Origin of the sequence: Nostoc sp. FACHB-892 (assembly GCF_014698795.1) — a bacterium.
GTDB lineage: Bacteria > Cyanobacteriota > Cyanobacteriia > Cyanobacteriales > Nostocaceae > Nostoc.
Map to the genome: position 1 here is coordinate 194,628 of NZ_JACJTR010000006.1, position 15,446 is coordinate 210,073.

The following is a 15,446-nucleotide window of genomic DNA, read 5'->3' on the forward strand; positions in this document are numbered from 1 at the left end:
ACAAGCTTAGTGTAGTAGACTACTAAGGCGTAGAGTGCGCCAGAATGTTGAATTTTGAGTTAACTTTAAATTTAAAGGCAGTTTAGAGATAGGAAAAAAGTAATGGATATACAGACTATAAAAGAACGAATTCTCGCAGTTCAAAGCAAACGCGAGTACCTGTTAGGCTTACTTGAGCAACCAAATTTGGGAACTTTGAGAGTTGACGTAAATCAGGCTTTGGAAGAGCTAGACGAATTAATTGATGAATTTCAACGCACCATTCCGATAGAGTAGAAATTATCAAAAATTGCGTCGGTTTAACCGTCAACCTCAAGTTATACCGACGCTCCTCAGTGCTATCATGTCCTCAAATCCTCAAACTGAACTAAGCGTGAGTTTGCAAAGCAATATAGCTATATAATTGCTGTATCATTCATCCGGCAAGTTAATCATCGCCTGCACGGTGACCTAACTGCCTAACTAATGCAATAAGTTCGCTTGTAGGTACATCTTTCTTACAAACGTTATCAAAGTTAGACATTGCTTTTGTTCCCTGAAGATTTACGTCTTCCACTGAGGAGTAAGCAAGGATCTGCGTGTTCGGAGATATAGCTTTAATGTGACTAGATGCACTCCAGCCATCCATAACTGGCATTTGTAAATCTAGAACGATTACGTCAGGATGGCAACGTTTAACCATTTCTATAGCTTCTTCACCATTACTGGCTAAACCTACTACTTGAATATTTTCCTGGCAAGAAAAAACTAATTGTAAGGTTAAACGAGTCAACTCGTGGTCATCAACTACTAAAACACGCAAGGTAGAAAGCTCACAGGATAACATTAGCATTGAGGGGAAAGACGAAATTATTTCAGAACAACCTCTCTAGTCTATGGGAACGAATGCCAGCACTAACTCTATCCTGTGGTTGAATAACTTGTGTGAACCCATGAAAAACAACTTAGATAACTTCTCAATAAAGTTAAGTTTTCTAAAAAAAACTCAGTTGAGCTAGTTATTAAGCTATTGGTAACTTATTTTTAATCAATCAGGTTTGAGGCTACACCACTTGAGCGTAATGCCATATTCATAAGAATTTTTTGTGAATTAGCTTCTGGAGAATCCTCATAAGGACGGCGTTGAATGTAAGTGCCATCGGCTTGTAATTCCCAAGCTTGGCGATTATCTGCGAGCATAATTCCCATAATTTCTTGCAAATCTTTAGCAATATCAGGGTCTTTGATTGGGGTAATTACTTCCACGCGGCGATCTAAATTGCGTCGCATCCAGTCGGCACTACCAATATAGATTTCCTCTTGTGTATTGTTATGAAAATAATAAATCCGAGAGTGTTCTAAAAAGCGACCGACAATGCTGATTATGCGAATGTTTTCACTAATGTCTTTGAGTCCTGGGCGCAAACAGCAAACGCCCCTGATAATTAAGTCAATTTGCACTCCGGCGCGGGAAGCTTCATATAAAGTGGCGATAATTTGCGGATCGACTAGAGAATTCATTTTGGCAACAATGCGCCCAGAAAATCCATTCTGAACGTTTTCGATTTCGCGGTGAATTAGTGCCAAAAAGCGATCGCGCATATTTACAGGTGCAACTAACAATTCTCGATAAGATTTTTGCAGGGAGTAACCTGTCAAAAAATTAAATAAATCTGTGATGTCAGCACCTAATTCTTCACGACAACTAAATAATCCCAAGTCTGTATACAGCCGTGCCGTTTTCTGGTTATAATTACCTGTGCCAATATGCACGTAACGACGTATCCGGTCTTTTTCCCGGCGTACCACCAGGATGGTTTTGCTATGGGTTTTTAGTCCCACTAGACCATAGACAACATGAACTCCAACTCTCTCTAGTCGTCTTGCCCAATAAATATTATTTTCTTCATCAAATCGCGCCTTCAATTCCACCAGTACGGATACCTGCTTGCCATTTTCGGCGGCGGCAATTAAAGCGTTGACAATGGGCGAGTCACCAGAAGTCCGGTAAAGGGTCATCTTGATGGCTAACACATTCGGATCGTAGGCAGCATGGGTAATAAAGCGCACTACTGTAGCCGAAAAGGATTGATAAGGATGGTGTACTAGCAAATCCTTTTCTTGAATCACAGCAAAAAAGTCTTTTCCTTCGTCCGTCTCCAGTGCATCTGGGTTTAAACTTGGTTCCCTTAGCCTTTGCAGGCGTAATGGTACAACAGATTGGCGTGGTGGATCTTTGAGTTCTGGCAATGGCAAGGACATAAAAGACATTAAATCTCGCAGTCCCAAAAGACCATCTACTTCGTAGAGATCACTTTCTGTTAATTCCAAATCGTGCAATAGTCGCGATCGCACTATTTCAGGAGTCTGGGATTGAATTTCTAAGCGGACTGGACTCCCACCTAGCCGCCGTTTTCGCAGTTCCTGTTCGATCGCTAACAATAAATCATCTGCCTCATCTTCTTCTAAGACCAAATCGGCATCACGAGTAATGCGGAACGGATGATATTCTTGAATGTTCATCCCTGGAAATAGAGATTCCAAGTTATGAGCGATCGCTTGTTCTAAAGGTACTCCAGTCCAGTGGGCAGGTTTTTCGTTATTTTGATCTCCCAACTCCGGCGGAATCGGTAAAAATCGTGGGAGAACACTAGGGACTTTAACTCTGGCAAAGAATTCTTCTTCGGTGTCTGGATTTTTGACCACAACAGCCAGATTTAGGCTGAGATTAGAAATAAAAGGAAAGGGATGACTAGGATCAACAGCCAAAGGAGTCAAAACTGGAAATACTTGTTCCTCAAAATAGCTATTTAGATGAGTTCGCTGTTTTTGATTTAAATCTATGTAATCTAAAATATGGATGCCATGATTTGCTAATAGGGGACGAAGTATTTCCTCAAAATGTTGATGCTCTTTTTTTACATGAGGAATCAGGGTAGACCGAATATCGTCTAGCTGTTGTTGTGGTGTCCGACCATCGGGAGTTAACAGGGTGACTTTTGCCTCTACTTGTTGCTTTAAACCAGCAACCCGCACCATGAAAAACTCATCCAAATTAGAGTTGAAGATTCCCAAAAACTTGAGGCGTTCCAGAAGAGGTGTGCGATCGTCACAGGCTTCATGTAACACCCTGCTATTAAATTCTAGCCAGCTTAACTCTCGGTTAAGATAATATTGTGGATCGCTGAGATTAATAGGAGTAGAGCTTTTTTTAGATTTTGCCATAATGACTTAAAGGCAGGCAGATATAGCCCATTTAACTGGGGGATACTAAACATAGTAAGTTAAATAGTGCATAGGGTGAAGCGCCTTATAATAACCATACAGAAAGTCTATGTAGAGAAAATAATTGGTGATACTATCTCTGTTTTCATCTTTCCTAACTCGCTGATTTAATGTTTCAAGCTACTCGTCGCCGTCTTGCCGTCTGGTATACTGCCATCACTGCTGTTTTACTACTATTATTCGCCAGTGGAGTATATTTATATGTCCGCAGTACATTAATCGAGCGGATTGACGATACCCTCAATCATGTGGTGGAAATTGTCGAGCGATCGCTTGTAGTTGAGCCGATCAATGGTGATGTTGGCAAATTCCGCGTTAATGTAGAATCCAGTTTTCGCAATAATGCTGACAGTGTAGAAGATGACCATATTGACCTAGAATGGTTTAGCCCAACGGGTGAATTACTCTGGTCAACTCTGTTTGAACCTCTAAATATTCCCATTCATGCCAATCTTACTGGTGAAACTGTACGCGTAGTCAAGGCAGAGAAGGGGGCTTGGAGCGACTCAGCACTATTATTACGGCAAGTTACCCAACGAGTGGAAGTGGGACGGCAGGTATTAGGATATCTGCGTGTTAGTCATCCCTGGTTTGAAGTTACTAAACCTAGTCGCCAGCTAATTTTTGATTTGGCACTAGGTATTGGGGTAATGGTGCTTTCTGTAGGCGCAAGTGGCTGGTTTCTTTCGGGTAAAGCGATGGAACCTGTACGTGAATCTTATCAACGCCTCAAACAATTTACTGCTGATGCTTCCCACGAACTTAGAAGTCCGATTACTTTGATTCAAACAAATGTGCAAGTTGCCCTTGCTGACTTGGATTTAGCAGAGACAGAAGGGGCTACTTCCTTGCAGTATCGGCAACAATTAAAAATAGTGGAACGGTTAACGCAGCGTTTGGGGAAGTTAGTCAATGACTTACTGTTCTTAGCACGGCAGGATAGTGGTATTAGCAAAGATATCTTTTCACCTTGTCCGATGGACGCTTTGTTGATAGAGGTGGTTGAAGAACAACAATTGTTATTTCCTGAAAAAAAAGTCGCCCTTTCTCTAGACTTAGTCGATCCTCCTGCTTCTGAAACTAACCCAGAATTACTGGAAAATTGGTTTACCCTTGTAGGCAATTGGGATCAACTGGTGCGGCTGTTCACAAATTTAATTGCTAATGCCTTGCATTACACACCAGCAGGTGGACGCGTGAAAGTTGAATTGGCGCGGATAGAGGGAATAAATCGCGTTTCTGGACTACGTTACAGCAGTGCCCAGTTGCAAGTTAAAGTGAGTGATACTGGAGTTGGAATTCCAGCAGAAGCACTCCCACACTTGTTTGACCGCTTTTATCGGGTAGATCCGGCACGGACTCATATAGCTGGGAATAAAGCTACAGCCAGCGCTACTGGTTCAGGATTAGGATTAGCGATCGCCCAAGCTATTGTTGAACATCATCAGGGTCATATTCAAGTTGAAAGCATTCAAGGCATTGGGACTACCTTCACTGTCACTTTTCCAATAACTCTTGAGTCTTAGTTCGTAAATTCAATAATTGTTTCCTGTGACAGATGCACAGAACTAAAGTATCAAATTTTGGCGAAGTATTGCTTACTTAAGGAACTTATAAATAAAAAAATATTCAACTAGTTATTGTGGAGTCTGCGTCTCGCCCACCTGTAATTAAAGGTAGACAAGATGTCCACCTTACAAAATTGGATAATTTATTTGTTGGAAATCCCTAATTGATTTAGTTTGTCAGACTTTAGAATGAGATATTATGCCTAATTATCTATTATTTCTGAACCTATAGTTAGAGATAAAAAATCGTCTGGGTTGTTAATTTTTAGATGTAATCGGCGATAGATTAGCCGCTAATTAAATTTGCTGTTTGAGAAACTTTTCTTTAAAAAAAGACAAATTGAATAATTGTATCAGGAGTTAAGAATGAATATGAATTTTCAAAATCTTCGTAAGTCTGTTGAGTTATTTGGCGCTATATGTGGTGGATTATTAATCACTCTGCCAGCAATGCCTCAAGCAATAGCACAACAATCAGTAGCACAACAATCTACTCCTAAGATTAATCCCTGTCCGAGAATTTTCTACGAAGAACCACATAACAGTCGGGTTATCGTACCGCAGGGATGTCCTGCGAATGCGTTAACTCAAAGACTAGCCGCTCAAGGGCTTCTTCCCGCCTCTGCTAACCCATCACAAGAGCAAACATTGGGTGTCGGCGGTGAAGCAGCGCAGGGAACGCAACCTTCGACTTCATCACAACCTGGTGTCAGCCCAGCAACCGCAGTCCCAGGTGAGCAAACTCTAACGCCCGGAAGCCCAAATACTTCAATAATTCAACCATCTTTACCCAGTGAGCAACAAGCCCCCAGCGCTACGATCACACTAGCGAATGGTAGAGTTAATATCAGGTTGGTAAATGAAACTGCGACTAATGTAACCTACCAAGTAATTGGCGATACAGCACCGCGATCGCTACCAGGTAAGTCTGATGTGATACTGCAAAGTTTAAGCGCACCAGTAACTGTAACATTCCAACGTGAAGATGGCGGACAGTTGACGGTAACACCACAGTCCTCGTCAGAGTCAGGAAGTTTAGAAGTTAGATTTGACGAAGCCACCGATGTCGCACAAGGTAAAAGTGCTATGAGGATTGAACAAAATGGTTCAGTCTTCTTGAATTAACCTGACTTAAACTAAAATTCAAATCTGTCCCTCTCCGAGTCGGAGAGGGAAGGTTTTGCGTAGTAAAAGCAGGGAGAGGTCTTTTGGTTAGGTAATTTGGTGGACATGATCTGAGCCGTCGAATTTATGTTGATTAAAGAGTAAATTCTGCCAATTTTAGATTTCTGCTTCCATCCAAAATCTAAAATCCAAAATTGAATGATTCCTACTTTCGCTGAAGCATTTTAGTTAACTGATCCAGCAATTGCACCTCTTGTTTGCTGTCTTTCAATGTCCGTGCTAGTATAATTGCCCTTTCGTAAAAATTGCGGGCAGTTAGGTAGTTACCTTGTTGCTTGTATAACTGAGCGTAAGACTCAAAAGATTTTAATTCTTCTCGCAAATTTTGCAATTCTTTAGCAAGTGCTAAACGTTGCTCTAGTAAATCAGAAGCCCGTTCATAACGTCCGACAGCAGTATGAGCCGTAACTAAACCGTCAATTGCTCGTAATTCATTAGTACGATCGCGGTTAGTTTTAGCTATTCGCATCGCCGCCCCATAAGTGCCAATGGTATCCTGATAATTCCCAGATGCTAAGTAAGCATCACCTAAATTATTTAGGGTATTTGCTTCACCGATAGTATCACCAGTCTGACGGCGAAAAATTAAAGCTTTTTCATACAATTTAATTGCCTTATTATACTCTCCCAACCTTGCATTTACCAAACCTAAATTACTTAAAGATAGTCCTTGACCTTCAATATTTTTGACATTGTGAGCAATTGCAAGGGCATCTTCAACAGTTTTACCAGCAGTAGAAAATTCTCCTTGTTGCAAGAAAAATGTACCAATATTATTCAGCACAAAAATCTGAGCTTGAAAGTTTTTAGTGTCACGAGCGATCGCTAATCCTCTTCGTAAAGCATCCTCTGCTTCTTTTAAACTACCTAGCTGAACATAAGCCTTAGCAAGCAAATTGTAAGCCAGACCTTGTGCTTTCAAGTCGCCAATTGAGTGATATAGTTCCAGTGCCCGCAAGCAAGATGCAATGGTTTTACCAGCATATCCTGAGGTGTATTGTTGTTCACCGATACTCAGCAGGCTATCTGCTTCATCTCTTGATTGTCGCCCAACAGAACTATTTAAAGGACGGTGGAGTTGTTGCGTAATATCAACTGCACCCACCGCTATGGGACTCAGCAAAAAAGTAAACACTAAAAAGCTGTGTAAAAGTATTTGGGGACGAGAAATCACGCCTACACAAATTAAGCCTAGCTTTTGCCTTGGAAATACAAGCCGTTGTTTCATAAAAATTACCCCTAAAGTTGCGGGTTTAAGTAGAAGGTCTAAGAAGAAGTTTTAAGTTTTTAAATTGAAGACAAACAATATAAGGGTTTACACTTAAGTTATGATTGATCAGAATCTTCTCCAAAGTATATGGCGCGGATATCTGTGGGTAATTTGTCTTCTAGCATACGATAGCCTTCCTGGAGAAAATTGGCTACTTCGCTTGGAGCGATCGCTTCTCCTTCAGCTTGCAGATAGGCGGCGATTCTAGTTTCGCTCCAGTGGAAAGTTTGAGCCATCAACACGATTAATCGCAAAACAGGTGGTAGTTGGTCTAATGCTTGTTCTACATAGCACCATAGTGGCGGCGAAGTCGCTTGTAGAGAATAATGAATTGCTTCTGTGGGTGGTAACTTAATCTCGTTAATACAGAAAGCTGTCATATTAATTAACCAATTTTGCATGGTTAAGGCTTCCTCGCCTGATTCAGAGGCAGTTAAATTTAGCCCACCGAGTTCGTAGTAGATATGTCGCCAAGTGAGGGCAAACAGATAATCTGCCTGCACAGGCGATCGCGCCGAATGCCGAATTAAGGTATACACTATGGGACTATAGCGACAAAAAATCACCGTGAAGTACTTTCCGGCATCTGGATTTTGCTGAAACAAAGTCAGGAGTTCATGATCACTGTGATGGAACAGCGACTTCACCAGTGGGTGATTAGCTTCCGGGAAATGAGGAATTTGCATAAGCCTTTCAATTGATAGTTGTTAAAATAGTTTTGAGAATTGCACTCCCGTAGTTAATCGCATAATATCTTGGTGTTGCCCAGTTTGTAGCCCAAACTCAGACTACTTGAGTATTGATAAACTAGAAACAAAGACTTAATTTTAGTCTTAATCGACAATCATAAAATCGGCTCCCTTATAGAATCCTTATTTGTTCATGGTTATAGCAGTTAGTGTGATATCGTTCCTGCTCAGTCCCCTTACTTTAGGCTCCTTTCTGCCTTCCCTGCCCTTAGATAGCCTGTTCTCCACCCAAGGCATTATGGTGATGCTGCTAGCAGCTTACGCTGGCGCAATGTGGATGTTTCTCACCAGTGCCCCAAAAGTACACACTGTAATGGTGTCAGATTTGGAGATTGCCCGACAGTTGTATGAAGGGCTGCTAGATTTGCCAGCAGCTGAGGTGCCATTGCACTACTACTACAACTACGAACAAACTATTGGCGCGACTGGCATTGATCCCCTATATATGTCTACTGGGCCGAGTTTGTCTAGCAAAATGATGAATAATGCCAATGATGGGCTGTGGTATCAATTGAAGAAAAACACCCAGCTACATGTGATTACTGGCGCGAGTTTAGGCAGCAAAAATCAGCAACGCCACGTTTGCTTTGACCACAACTGCCTGGAAATGATTTTAATGCGAGTCGAAGTGCGCGGTTTGAAATTCAAGATTCGCAACCAGAAGCCCCTGAATTTTTTGGTCAAGGACTATGAAGGGCGGGTTATTGAGGTAGCTGAAGTAGCGAATTAGTCATTAAATTTTAGTTTAGATTATTTTAAATTGTGTGGTTCGTAGCTTGCAGTCGTAGGCATCGGGCTACACAATATTTTTTTAGTTATCAGTGAGATAAAAACGCAAGGTAATAAAAATGGTGCGTTAAGCAAAGCCATAACGCACCCGACTGTTGAATGCTACTTACTAACTCAACTGTTCAAACTTAAATTTCCCTTTAATGAACTTGTTAAAGTATTGACCTTTAGACGGTGCATTGTCTAAGTCTTCCTTCACACTTGAAGGTACTTTGAAATATTCGTAAACACTTCCACTGTCAAATTCAATAGTTAGTGTTTGAGTTTTTGGCTCATAGGTAAATTGCTTAATAACGCTGCCTTCAGGCTTGAGTAGCGGGAAGGCGATCGCATCCCGAATACTGGCACAATCAGTTAGTAACATTACCAACCGATCAATCCCAATCCCTAAACCACCCGTAGGCGGCATACCGTATTCAAGGGCTGTCAAAAAGTCTTCATCGACACCTTGGGCTTCTAAGTCGCCAGCAGCTTTTCTTTCAGCTTGAGCTTCTAGGCGTTCTCTTTGATCGATAGGATCGGTAAGTTCTGAGAAGCTGTTCCCAGTTTCTCGCCCTACGATAAATAACTCAAATCTTTCCACCAAACCAGGTTGAGAACGGTGGGGTTTTGCTAGAGGCGAAATTTCTACTGGATAATCAATTACAAAGGTAGGTTGAATTAAATTAGCTTCTACCTTTTCTTCAAAAGCTAAATTTAGTAACTTTCCGATTGATTTCACTTCATCTACACCAGGAATTCCAGCATTTTTACTTGCTGTTTTTGCTTCTTCCAAGGTTTGGAAAGAATTGAAATCCAAGCCTGTAAATTCTTTAACTAAATCGTGCATTTTCACCCGTCGCCAAGGTGGTGTTAAATTTATAGATTCCCCTTGGTAGGTGATTTGCAATGTACCGAGTACATCTTGGGCAACAGTGGTAATAATCCCCTCAGTCAGCGCCATCATATCGTTGTAGTCGGCGTAGGCTTGGTAAATTTCAATCGTCGTAAATTCGGGATTGTGTCTAGTTGAAATTCCCTCATTACGGAAAACCCGCCCCAATTCAAACACCTTTTCAAAACCACCCACAATCAACCGTTTGAGATGAAGTTCTGTGGCAATTCGCAGATACAACTCCATTTCTAAGGTGTTGTGGTAAGTAATAAATGGACGCGCATCTGCACCCCCAGTCTCACTTTGCAAAACTGGCGTTTCAATTTCCAGAAAATCCCGTTCTTCTAAATAACGGCGAATACCAGCAGTAATTTGGGCGCGACGGCGGAAAGTTTGCCGCACTTCCGGGTTAACAATCAAGTCAACGTAGCGCTGACGGTAGCGCTTGGCAACATCCGTCAATCCATGCCACTTGTCGGGTAGGGGCAACAGGGATTTAGTCAGGATAGTATATTGTTTAACGTAGACAGATAACTCGCCCTTTTCAGTCCGTTTAATAGTACCTTTAACTCCCAGGATGTCGCCTGCATCTGTGAGTTGTTTTAAGTGATTGAAGGCATCAGCATCAATATCTGCCATCCCTTCTTGGATGCGATTTTTATCCAAATAAAGCTGAATTGTGCCAGTTTCATCTTGCAAAGTGAAGAAAGCCAGTTTACCAAAAACGCGACGCGCCATAATGCGTCCAGCGATCGCAACTTCTAAATCAACTTCTTCCCCACTGGCTAAATCGACAAACTTTTCTTGCAACTGCGCTGCATGATGGGTAGATTCCCAACGATAGGCGTAGGGATTAGTCCCTAGCTGCTTGAGTTGTTCTACTTTTTCCAGCCTTGCGGCTCGGATATCTTCTTCCGACATGGTGACGAACTAAATAGGGCAAGATTAATTATAGATGCTGCAAAAGTTGAGAGTAAGACATATTTGCACTTTGCAGATGATAATATCGCCAAACCAAATACAATGACACAAACTAGAGTGCGCTTGTGGAATGTAGATGAATATCACCGGATGCTTGAGACGGGTATTATCACAGCCGATGAACGGGTAGAACTGATTAATGGGCAAGTTATCCCCATGAGTGCCAAAAATCCCCCCATGCAGCAACAACGCTGTGTGCGTCTGATTATCTCAAGCGTTCGCTAGCAGGAGTTGCCTTAGTTCGGGTGCAAGATCCCATTCAGGTAAGCCAATACTCGGAACCTGAACCAGATATTGCAGTTGTCCGCATTGATGCGCGAAAGTACATTAATCATCATCCTGCACCCAATGAAATCTTTTTATTGATTGAGGTAGCAGATACAACGCTAGACATGGATCGCAAACAGAAAGCACCTTTATATGCTAATGCAGGAATTGCTGATTACTGGATTTTGGATGTGAATCAGCGTCAGGTTTTTATTTTCCGCGAACCACTTTTTCAAGGCTACAATCAACAATTGATTTTGCAGGAGGATGCAACGTTATCCTTGATTGCATTTCCAGAGATTGAAGTCCAGATTAGTCAACTGTTTCCATAGGTTAGCTAACAGAAATTGAGTATGAAATTTTTTAAATAAAAAGTGCGATCAAGCGATCGCACTTTATCCAAAAGATTGTTATAGAAAATATGATTGATATCTTCTATGACAACGATTTAATAATTCAATGTACAAGTCAAACCTTTATTTATGATCTACTGTTAGTGAATGCCTAGATGAAATAGCTTTCATTTTCAAGTTAGTAAATTGCCCGATCGCTTTTACAAAATCTTGCTGTTCTGGTTGCAAATTCAGTTTTTCTAGGGCTTGATTGATATTATTACCAGCCCGGAGATTGCGATTAAGTTGGGCACGTTGCGATGTGTTTAAGACTGCCTCAATTTCCCTGTTTCTTCTCTGACGCACAGCCTGGAGTTCTTGGCGCTGTAAGGGAGTCAGGTTAATCTCCGACGAGGTGGAGTAGGTTGCAGTTTTGGTAGTTTGGGCGGAAATAACACCAGAAGTAGTATGGAGTTTAACGGGTGCAGCTAAGGCAATTCCCGGCATGGAAAGGACAAGAGCTAGAATAGCAGCGAACACAGAAAGCCGTTTTGTCAAGTGAATTGCCATATTCAGAAATGCCTACATCTAATTTAATGCTGAGATATAGTTAAGCAATTTTCAAGCCTTAATTTTGAATCTTGAATTTATCCACCCCCAAGAGGATGGTAGTTCAGCTAAAAAATATTATCCGCTTTAAGGGAATCCAAAAAAACTAGAATGGCAAACTTAACTGAATTATTTTTGCTAAAATCCAGACTCAAATTCAAGTTTTTACAAAATCATCACTTGATTGCTCATTTCTGTTAATCTGTCAATGCGTAAATCCTGCAAGTACCTTGTGATTTTATTTTAGAACACCTGTCACAGAAGTTGGACTTAATTGCATAATATGAATTATCTGTCAATGCGTAAGTTCTCAATTTAATTTCTGGAAATCCCTAACACAAAGCATGTGCTAAAAGAGATATAAATAGTGCATTAGACAAATCTAACGCACTAGATATAACTTCAGTTAGGACTCAAAACTACTCAGACCTTTTCATTCTGTCGATTTCGCGTTGTAATTCTTCAATTTGACGGCGTAAAGTTTCTGTTTCATTGGCGGAAGATTCTGCTGCAACATTTACTGATCCTGAAGCAGGCGATCGCTGATAATTTCCTCGGCGAATTTCTTGGTATTCTTCAGATATTGCCCACGTCCGCAAGTAATGCAAGCGTTCCACTGGGAAAGGATGGCTTAACATCGTACCCTGAGCGCCATTGTACATTAAGAATTTATACACCTGATTCAGTCCATCATCATCTAGTGCCTGATAATTTTCTGACTGCTTAATAAACTCTTGTAAACTACATTCATTGGCATATTTGTTACTACCGCCAGAGAGTTTCATCATCGTTGACATCACCGGATTCAAGTCATCCATGACTAGTAGTGCGGCGCGATCTGACGATAACTCGGCTTTACGCCGCCACTCGAAAAAGGCGTAAATCAAACCTTGTGTGACAATATTACCGATGCCGAAGGTCAATTCTCCCAAGGCGGAAGCAGCACTCATCGCCCACATCGCCATTTGAATTAAAATAGTATGACCACATTTAATATGCCCCAGTTCATGGGCTAGCACCGCTCGAATCTCGGCTTCGTCTAGTAAGTCTAGTATCCCTGTATTTATGACTATGTAAGGATTCTCTTGCCCCAGCGCATAGCTATTTGCTTGGGGATTTTGCGAGACAAACAGTGTCGGTTCTGGGTAAATGTCCAAATCTCGGACGCATTCCCGGAACATCTGGTAAATAGTGGAATATTGACGCGGCCCGACTTGGATGGCGTTACCCATTAGATAGACTAACTGAGGGCGTTCGTAGATAAATTCCACAAATTTACGAGCGATTAAATCAAATCCCGGTAAATTCCGTAAAGCTTGCTCGGCTTGGCGATCTAGTGGATGCCTGAAGGCTTCGCTGGAAATTCCTGTGTAAGTTGGCATAATTCAGGGTGTTGGGTGATTAGTCATTGGTGAGCCAGTGCGGTCTTCTCCCAAAGGGAGACGCCAAGGGCGATGGGGGTTTCCCCCATGAGCAACTGGTGAACCCGAAGGGTCATTGGTCATTAGTCATTAGCAAAGGACAAATGACAAATGACAAAGGACAACATAATAGAAGTGGGGCAATTGGAAGTAAAAGTCACTTTGTATGGAATTAAAAGCGTGTGATTGAAGCAGAAGTTCATTTTTCACTACATAACTTTTTGCGATCGCAGGCGGGGTTCCCTTCCTGGCCCCATCATTTGACGATGGCACGGTTGGTAGCACGCGCCTTGCGCCTGGGACGTAGCGCCCTAATTCAAGTAGGGGCGGTCTGTGGCTATCAAGGGCGATATCGTACTAGTTTCGTAGCATCAGCCCTGATGTGGCACGGCCCTGTAATTATTGTTGCTCAAGAAGCGGTGCAGCAACTTCTGCTGCGGGTGGAAATTCCTCGTCTACAGCAGTGGCTACCAGCTAACAAAGCGATTAGGACAGGTGATGCTTGGCCTAGTGCTGAGTTCCAAGGGCTACTTTTGACCTCGCCAGAAGCTTGGTTAAAAGGACAATTTGCTGGTGGCTCTTGCTTTCCCCAAGGTATCCCCACAATTATTGATGGGGTAGATGATCTAGAAGATTGGGTGCGTCATCAACTTACCCAAGATATTCAACCCGATGATTGGGAGCAACTCATACTGGCTTGCCCAAATCAAGCTGAGGCAATTCGGGAAGCAAGGATACAACTTACACACCAACTTTTTCAGCATCCTGTCAATCCATATCAGTGCTACCTAATTTCCCAGCCAGAAATAGAAATTTTAAATCGTCTGTATTTAGCTTTAGATCAAGCCAACCTCCCAGATAATTGGAAAAATTTCTGGCAGCAATTTCAAACCCTTGATGAAAATCTTTCCTCCCCTGCCCCCTCATCTCCCCCTGCCCCCCCTGCCCTCTTTTGGGCGACTATTGCCCATCGACAAGGTTTATTTTCTTTACACTACGCCCCAATGGAGTTAGGTGAAATACTCTCACCTATTTGGCAGCGACAACCAGTAGTTTTAATTGGCAGCGCTATCGAACCGGAAACTGAAGCTCCTCTTTTCCGACAGCGCCTTGGTTTGGACGATTTAACTTGTCTGAAGTTCTCTGCGGATCAAGCAGAAGCAATTCAACTGTATGTACCTTACAAGTTGCCCCTACCCAACACGCCAGAATTTCAAGCGGCATTTATTCACAAAGTCCGCACACTGGTTTGTCTAAGTGCTACAGCACCGGGGTTAACGGTTGTCTTGGTGGGAGATGTACCACTAAAGGCTCAAGTTGCGACAATTCTGGCTTCAGAATTTGGTTCGCGGGTGCAAGTAGAAAAAACTTGTTTAGATGAAAATGGTATTTTGATTAGCGGTTGGGAATTTTGGCGAGAACATCAGCGAGTTTTGCCAGCACCCCATCTGTTAATTATTGCTACTTTACCTTTACCATCTTTAGAAAATCCGCTAGTAGCTGGTAGGGTAGCTCGTTATAAGCGATCGCATCAAGATTGGTTCCGTTTATATTTGTTGCCAGCAGCCTTGAGTGAATTACAAAGAGCGATCGCTCCAGTCCGAGAAAGTCAAGGTATTGTTGCTTTACTTGATAGTCGTGTAGTTAATCGCAGTTACGGCGCTCAAATTCTTGCTGCTTTAAGTCCTCTGGCCCGCATTAACTATCTCGACCCCAGTCTGTTTTCTAATACTGATGAGGAAAATTCCGCTTAAGGTCAATGCCCAATGCCTAATTTACATTTTATAAAGGTAATGTGATTTATTGCCTCTCTATAGCCATGATTCCTGGCAAGATAAATTTAGAACCTAAAAAAATTTGAGTTTCTGATTATGGGTGAAGCAAAGCGTCGTAAAGCCACACAAGGGGAAACATACGGTCAAGAGGTTCGCATCTTGCCTTGGCTTCCCATCACAAAAACCCAAGCCGAATTATTTGTCAGTTGGACAAGTCGTGGTGCTTGGATAGGTATTTTCCTTATGGTTGTAGCATGGGCAACTATCCGTTTTATCGGCCCAGCCTTCGGTTGGTGGCAAGTAGTCTACTAAATGCTTCTGTAGACCAGCGTTGTAGGGGTTTAGCAATGCCCTTTACCCCT

Annotated in this window: 15 protein-coding genes; 8 read left to right on the forward strand and 7 right to left on the reverse strand. The window is 42.1% G+C overall.

Translation table 11 applies throughout. The features are described 5' to 3' along the window. Positions 1–102 precede the first annotated feature (102 nt). A complete protein-coding gene (locus H6G96_RS10770) occupies positions 103–276 on the forward strand; it encodes a hypothetical protein (RefSeq protein ID WP_190911438.1) in 174 nt (57 codons plus the stop codon). 151 nt (positions 277–427) lie between these two features. Here H6G96_RS10770 and H6G96_RS10775 read toward each other — a convergent pair whose 3' ends face one another. Continuing rightward, entirely contained in the window at positions 428–832 is a 405-nt protein-coding gene (locus H6G96_RS10775; protein WP_190911439.1) for a response regulator transcription factor, read from the reverse strand. 191 nt (positions 833–1,023) lie between these two features. Beyond that, positions 1,024–3,204, reverse strand: coding sequence for a polyphosphate kinase 1 (ppk1, locus tag H6G96_RS10780; protein WP_190911440.1), 2,181 nt, complete (start codon positions 3,202–3,204; stop codon positions 1,024–1,026). A 170-nt stretch (positions 3,205–3,374) separates the two neighbouring features. Between ppk1 and H6G96_RS10785 the strand changes: the two genes are divergently transcribed. After that, positions 3,375–4,790, forward strand: a complete 1,416-nt coding sequence (locus tag H6G96_RS10785) for an ATP-binding protein (protein ID WP_190911441.1) — start codon at positions 3,375–3,377, stop codon at positions 4,788–4,790. 408 nt (positions 4,791–5,198) lie between these two features. Beyond that, positions 5,199–5,957 (forward strand): hypothetical protein, encoded by a 759-nt coding sequence (locus H6G96_RS10790; RefSeq protein ID WP_190911442.1) that lies wholly within the window; start codon positions 5,199–5,201, stop codon positions 5,955–5,957. A gap of 205 nt (positions 5,958–6,162) precedes the next feature. Here H6G96_RS10790 and H6G96_RS10795 read toward each other — a convergent pair whose 3' ends face one another. Together H6G96_RS10795 and H6G96_RS10800 are read right to left on the reverse strand one after the other, a co-directional pair. Further along, a complete protein-coding gene (locus H6G96_RS10795; protein ID WP_190911443.1) occupies positions 6,163–7,245 on the reverse strand; it encodes a tetratricopeptide repeat protein in 1,083 nt (360 codons plus the stop codon). A 98-nt stretch (positions 7,246–7,343) separates the two neighbouring features. Next, positions 7,344–7,973, reverse strand: coding sequence for a sigma-70 family RNA polymerase sigma factor (locus H6G96_RS10800; protein WP_190911444.1), 630 nt, complete (start codon positions 7,971–7,973; stop codon positions 7,344–7,346). A gap of 196 nt (positions 7,974–8,169) precedes the next feature. Here H6G96_RS10800 and H6G96_RS10805 point away from each other — a divergent pair, with 196 nt between their 5' ends. Then, entirely contained in the window at positions 8,170–8,766 is a 597-nt protein-coding gene (locus H6G96_RS10805; protein ID WP_190911445.1) for a glyoxalase-like domain protein, read from the forward strand. A 168-nt stretch (positions 8,767–8,934) separates the two neighbouring features. On the opposite strand, the gene lysS is transcribed toward H6G96_RS10805, so the two are convergent. Next, a complete protein-coding gene (lysS, locus tag H6G96_RS10810) occupies positions 8,935–10,620 on the reverse strand; it encodes a lysine--tRNA ligase (RefSeq protein WP_190911446.1) in 1,686 nt (561 codons plus the stop codon). A 102-nt stretch (positions 10,621–10,722) separates the two neighbouring features. Between lysS and H6G96_RS41260 the strand changes: the two genes are divergently transcribed. After that, positions 10,723–10,905, forward strand: coding sequence for a Uma2 family endonuclease (locus H6G96_RS41260; RefSeq protein WP_242063238.1), 183 nt, complete (start codon positions 10,723–10,725; stop codon positions 10,903–10,905). A gap of 20 nt (positions 10,906–10,925) precedes the next feature. Continuing rightward, positions 10,926–11,279, forward strand: coding sequence for a Uma2 family endonuclease (locus tag H6G96_RS10815; protein ID WP_347242212.1), 354 nt, complete (start codon positions 10,926–10,928; stop codon positions 11,277–11,279). Positions 11,280–11,423: 144 nt separating this feature from the next. Here H6G96_RS10815 and H6G96_RS10820 read toward each other — a convergent pair whose 3' ends face one another. Next, on the reverse strand, positions 11,424–11,849 hold the full coding sequence (locus H6G96_RS10820; RefSeq protein WP_190911447.1) for a hypothetical protein: 426 nt from the start codon (positions 11,847–11,849) through the stop codon (positions 11,424–11,426). 458 nt (positions 11,850–12,307) lie between these two features. Continuing rightward, the gene (locus H6G96_RS10825) at positions 12,308–13,270 is read right to left on the reverse strand and encodes a M48 family metallopeptidase (protein ID WP_190911448.1); all 963 of its coding nucleotides are present in this window, start codon (positions 13,268–13,270) and stop codon (positions 12,308–12,310) included. A gap of 221 nt (positions 13,271–13,491) precedes the next feature. Between H6G96_RS10825 and H6G96_RS10830 the strand changes: the two genes are divergently transcribed. Together H6G96_RS10830 and H6G96_RS10835 are read left to right on the forward strand one after the other, a co-directional pair. Beyond that, the gene (locus H6G96_RS10830) at positions 13,492–15,063 is read left to right on the forward strand and encodes an ATP-dependent DNA helicase (RefSeq protein ID WP_190911449.1); all 1,572 of its coding nucleotides are present in this window, start codon (positions 13,492–13,494) and stop codon (positions 15,061–15,063) included. A 117-nt stretch (positions 15,064–15,180) separates the two neighbouring features. Further along, positions 15,181–15,396, forward strand: coding sequence for a DUF2839 domain-containing protein (locus H6G96_RS10835; RefSeq protein ID WP_190911450.1), 216 nt, complete (start codon positions 15,181–15,183; stop codon positions 15,394–15,396). The last annotated feature ends 50 nt before the right edge of the window (positions 15,397–15,446 follow it).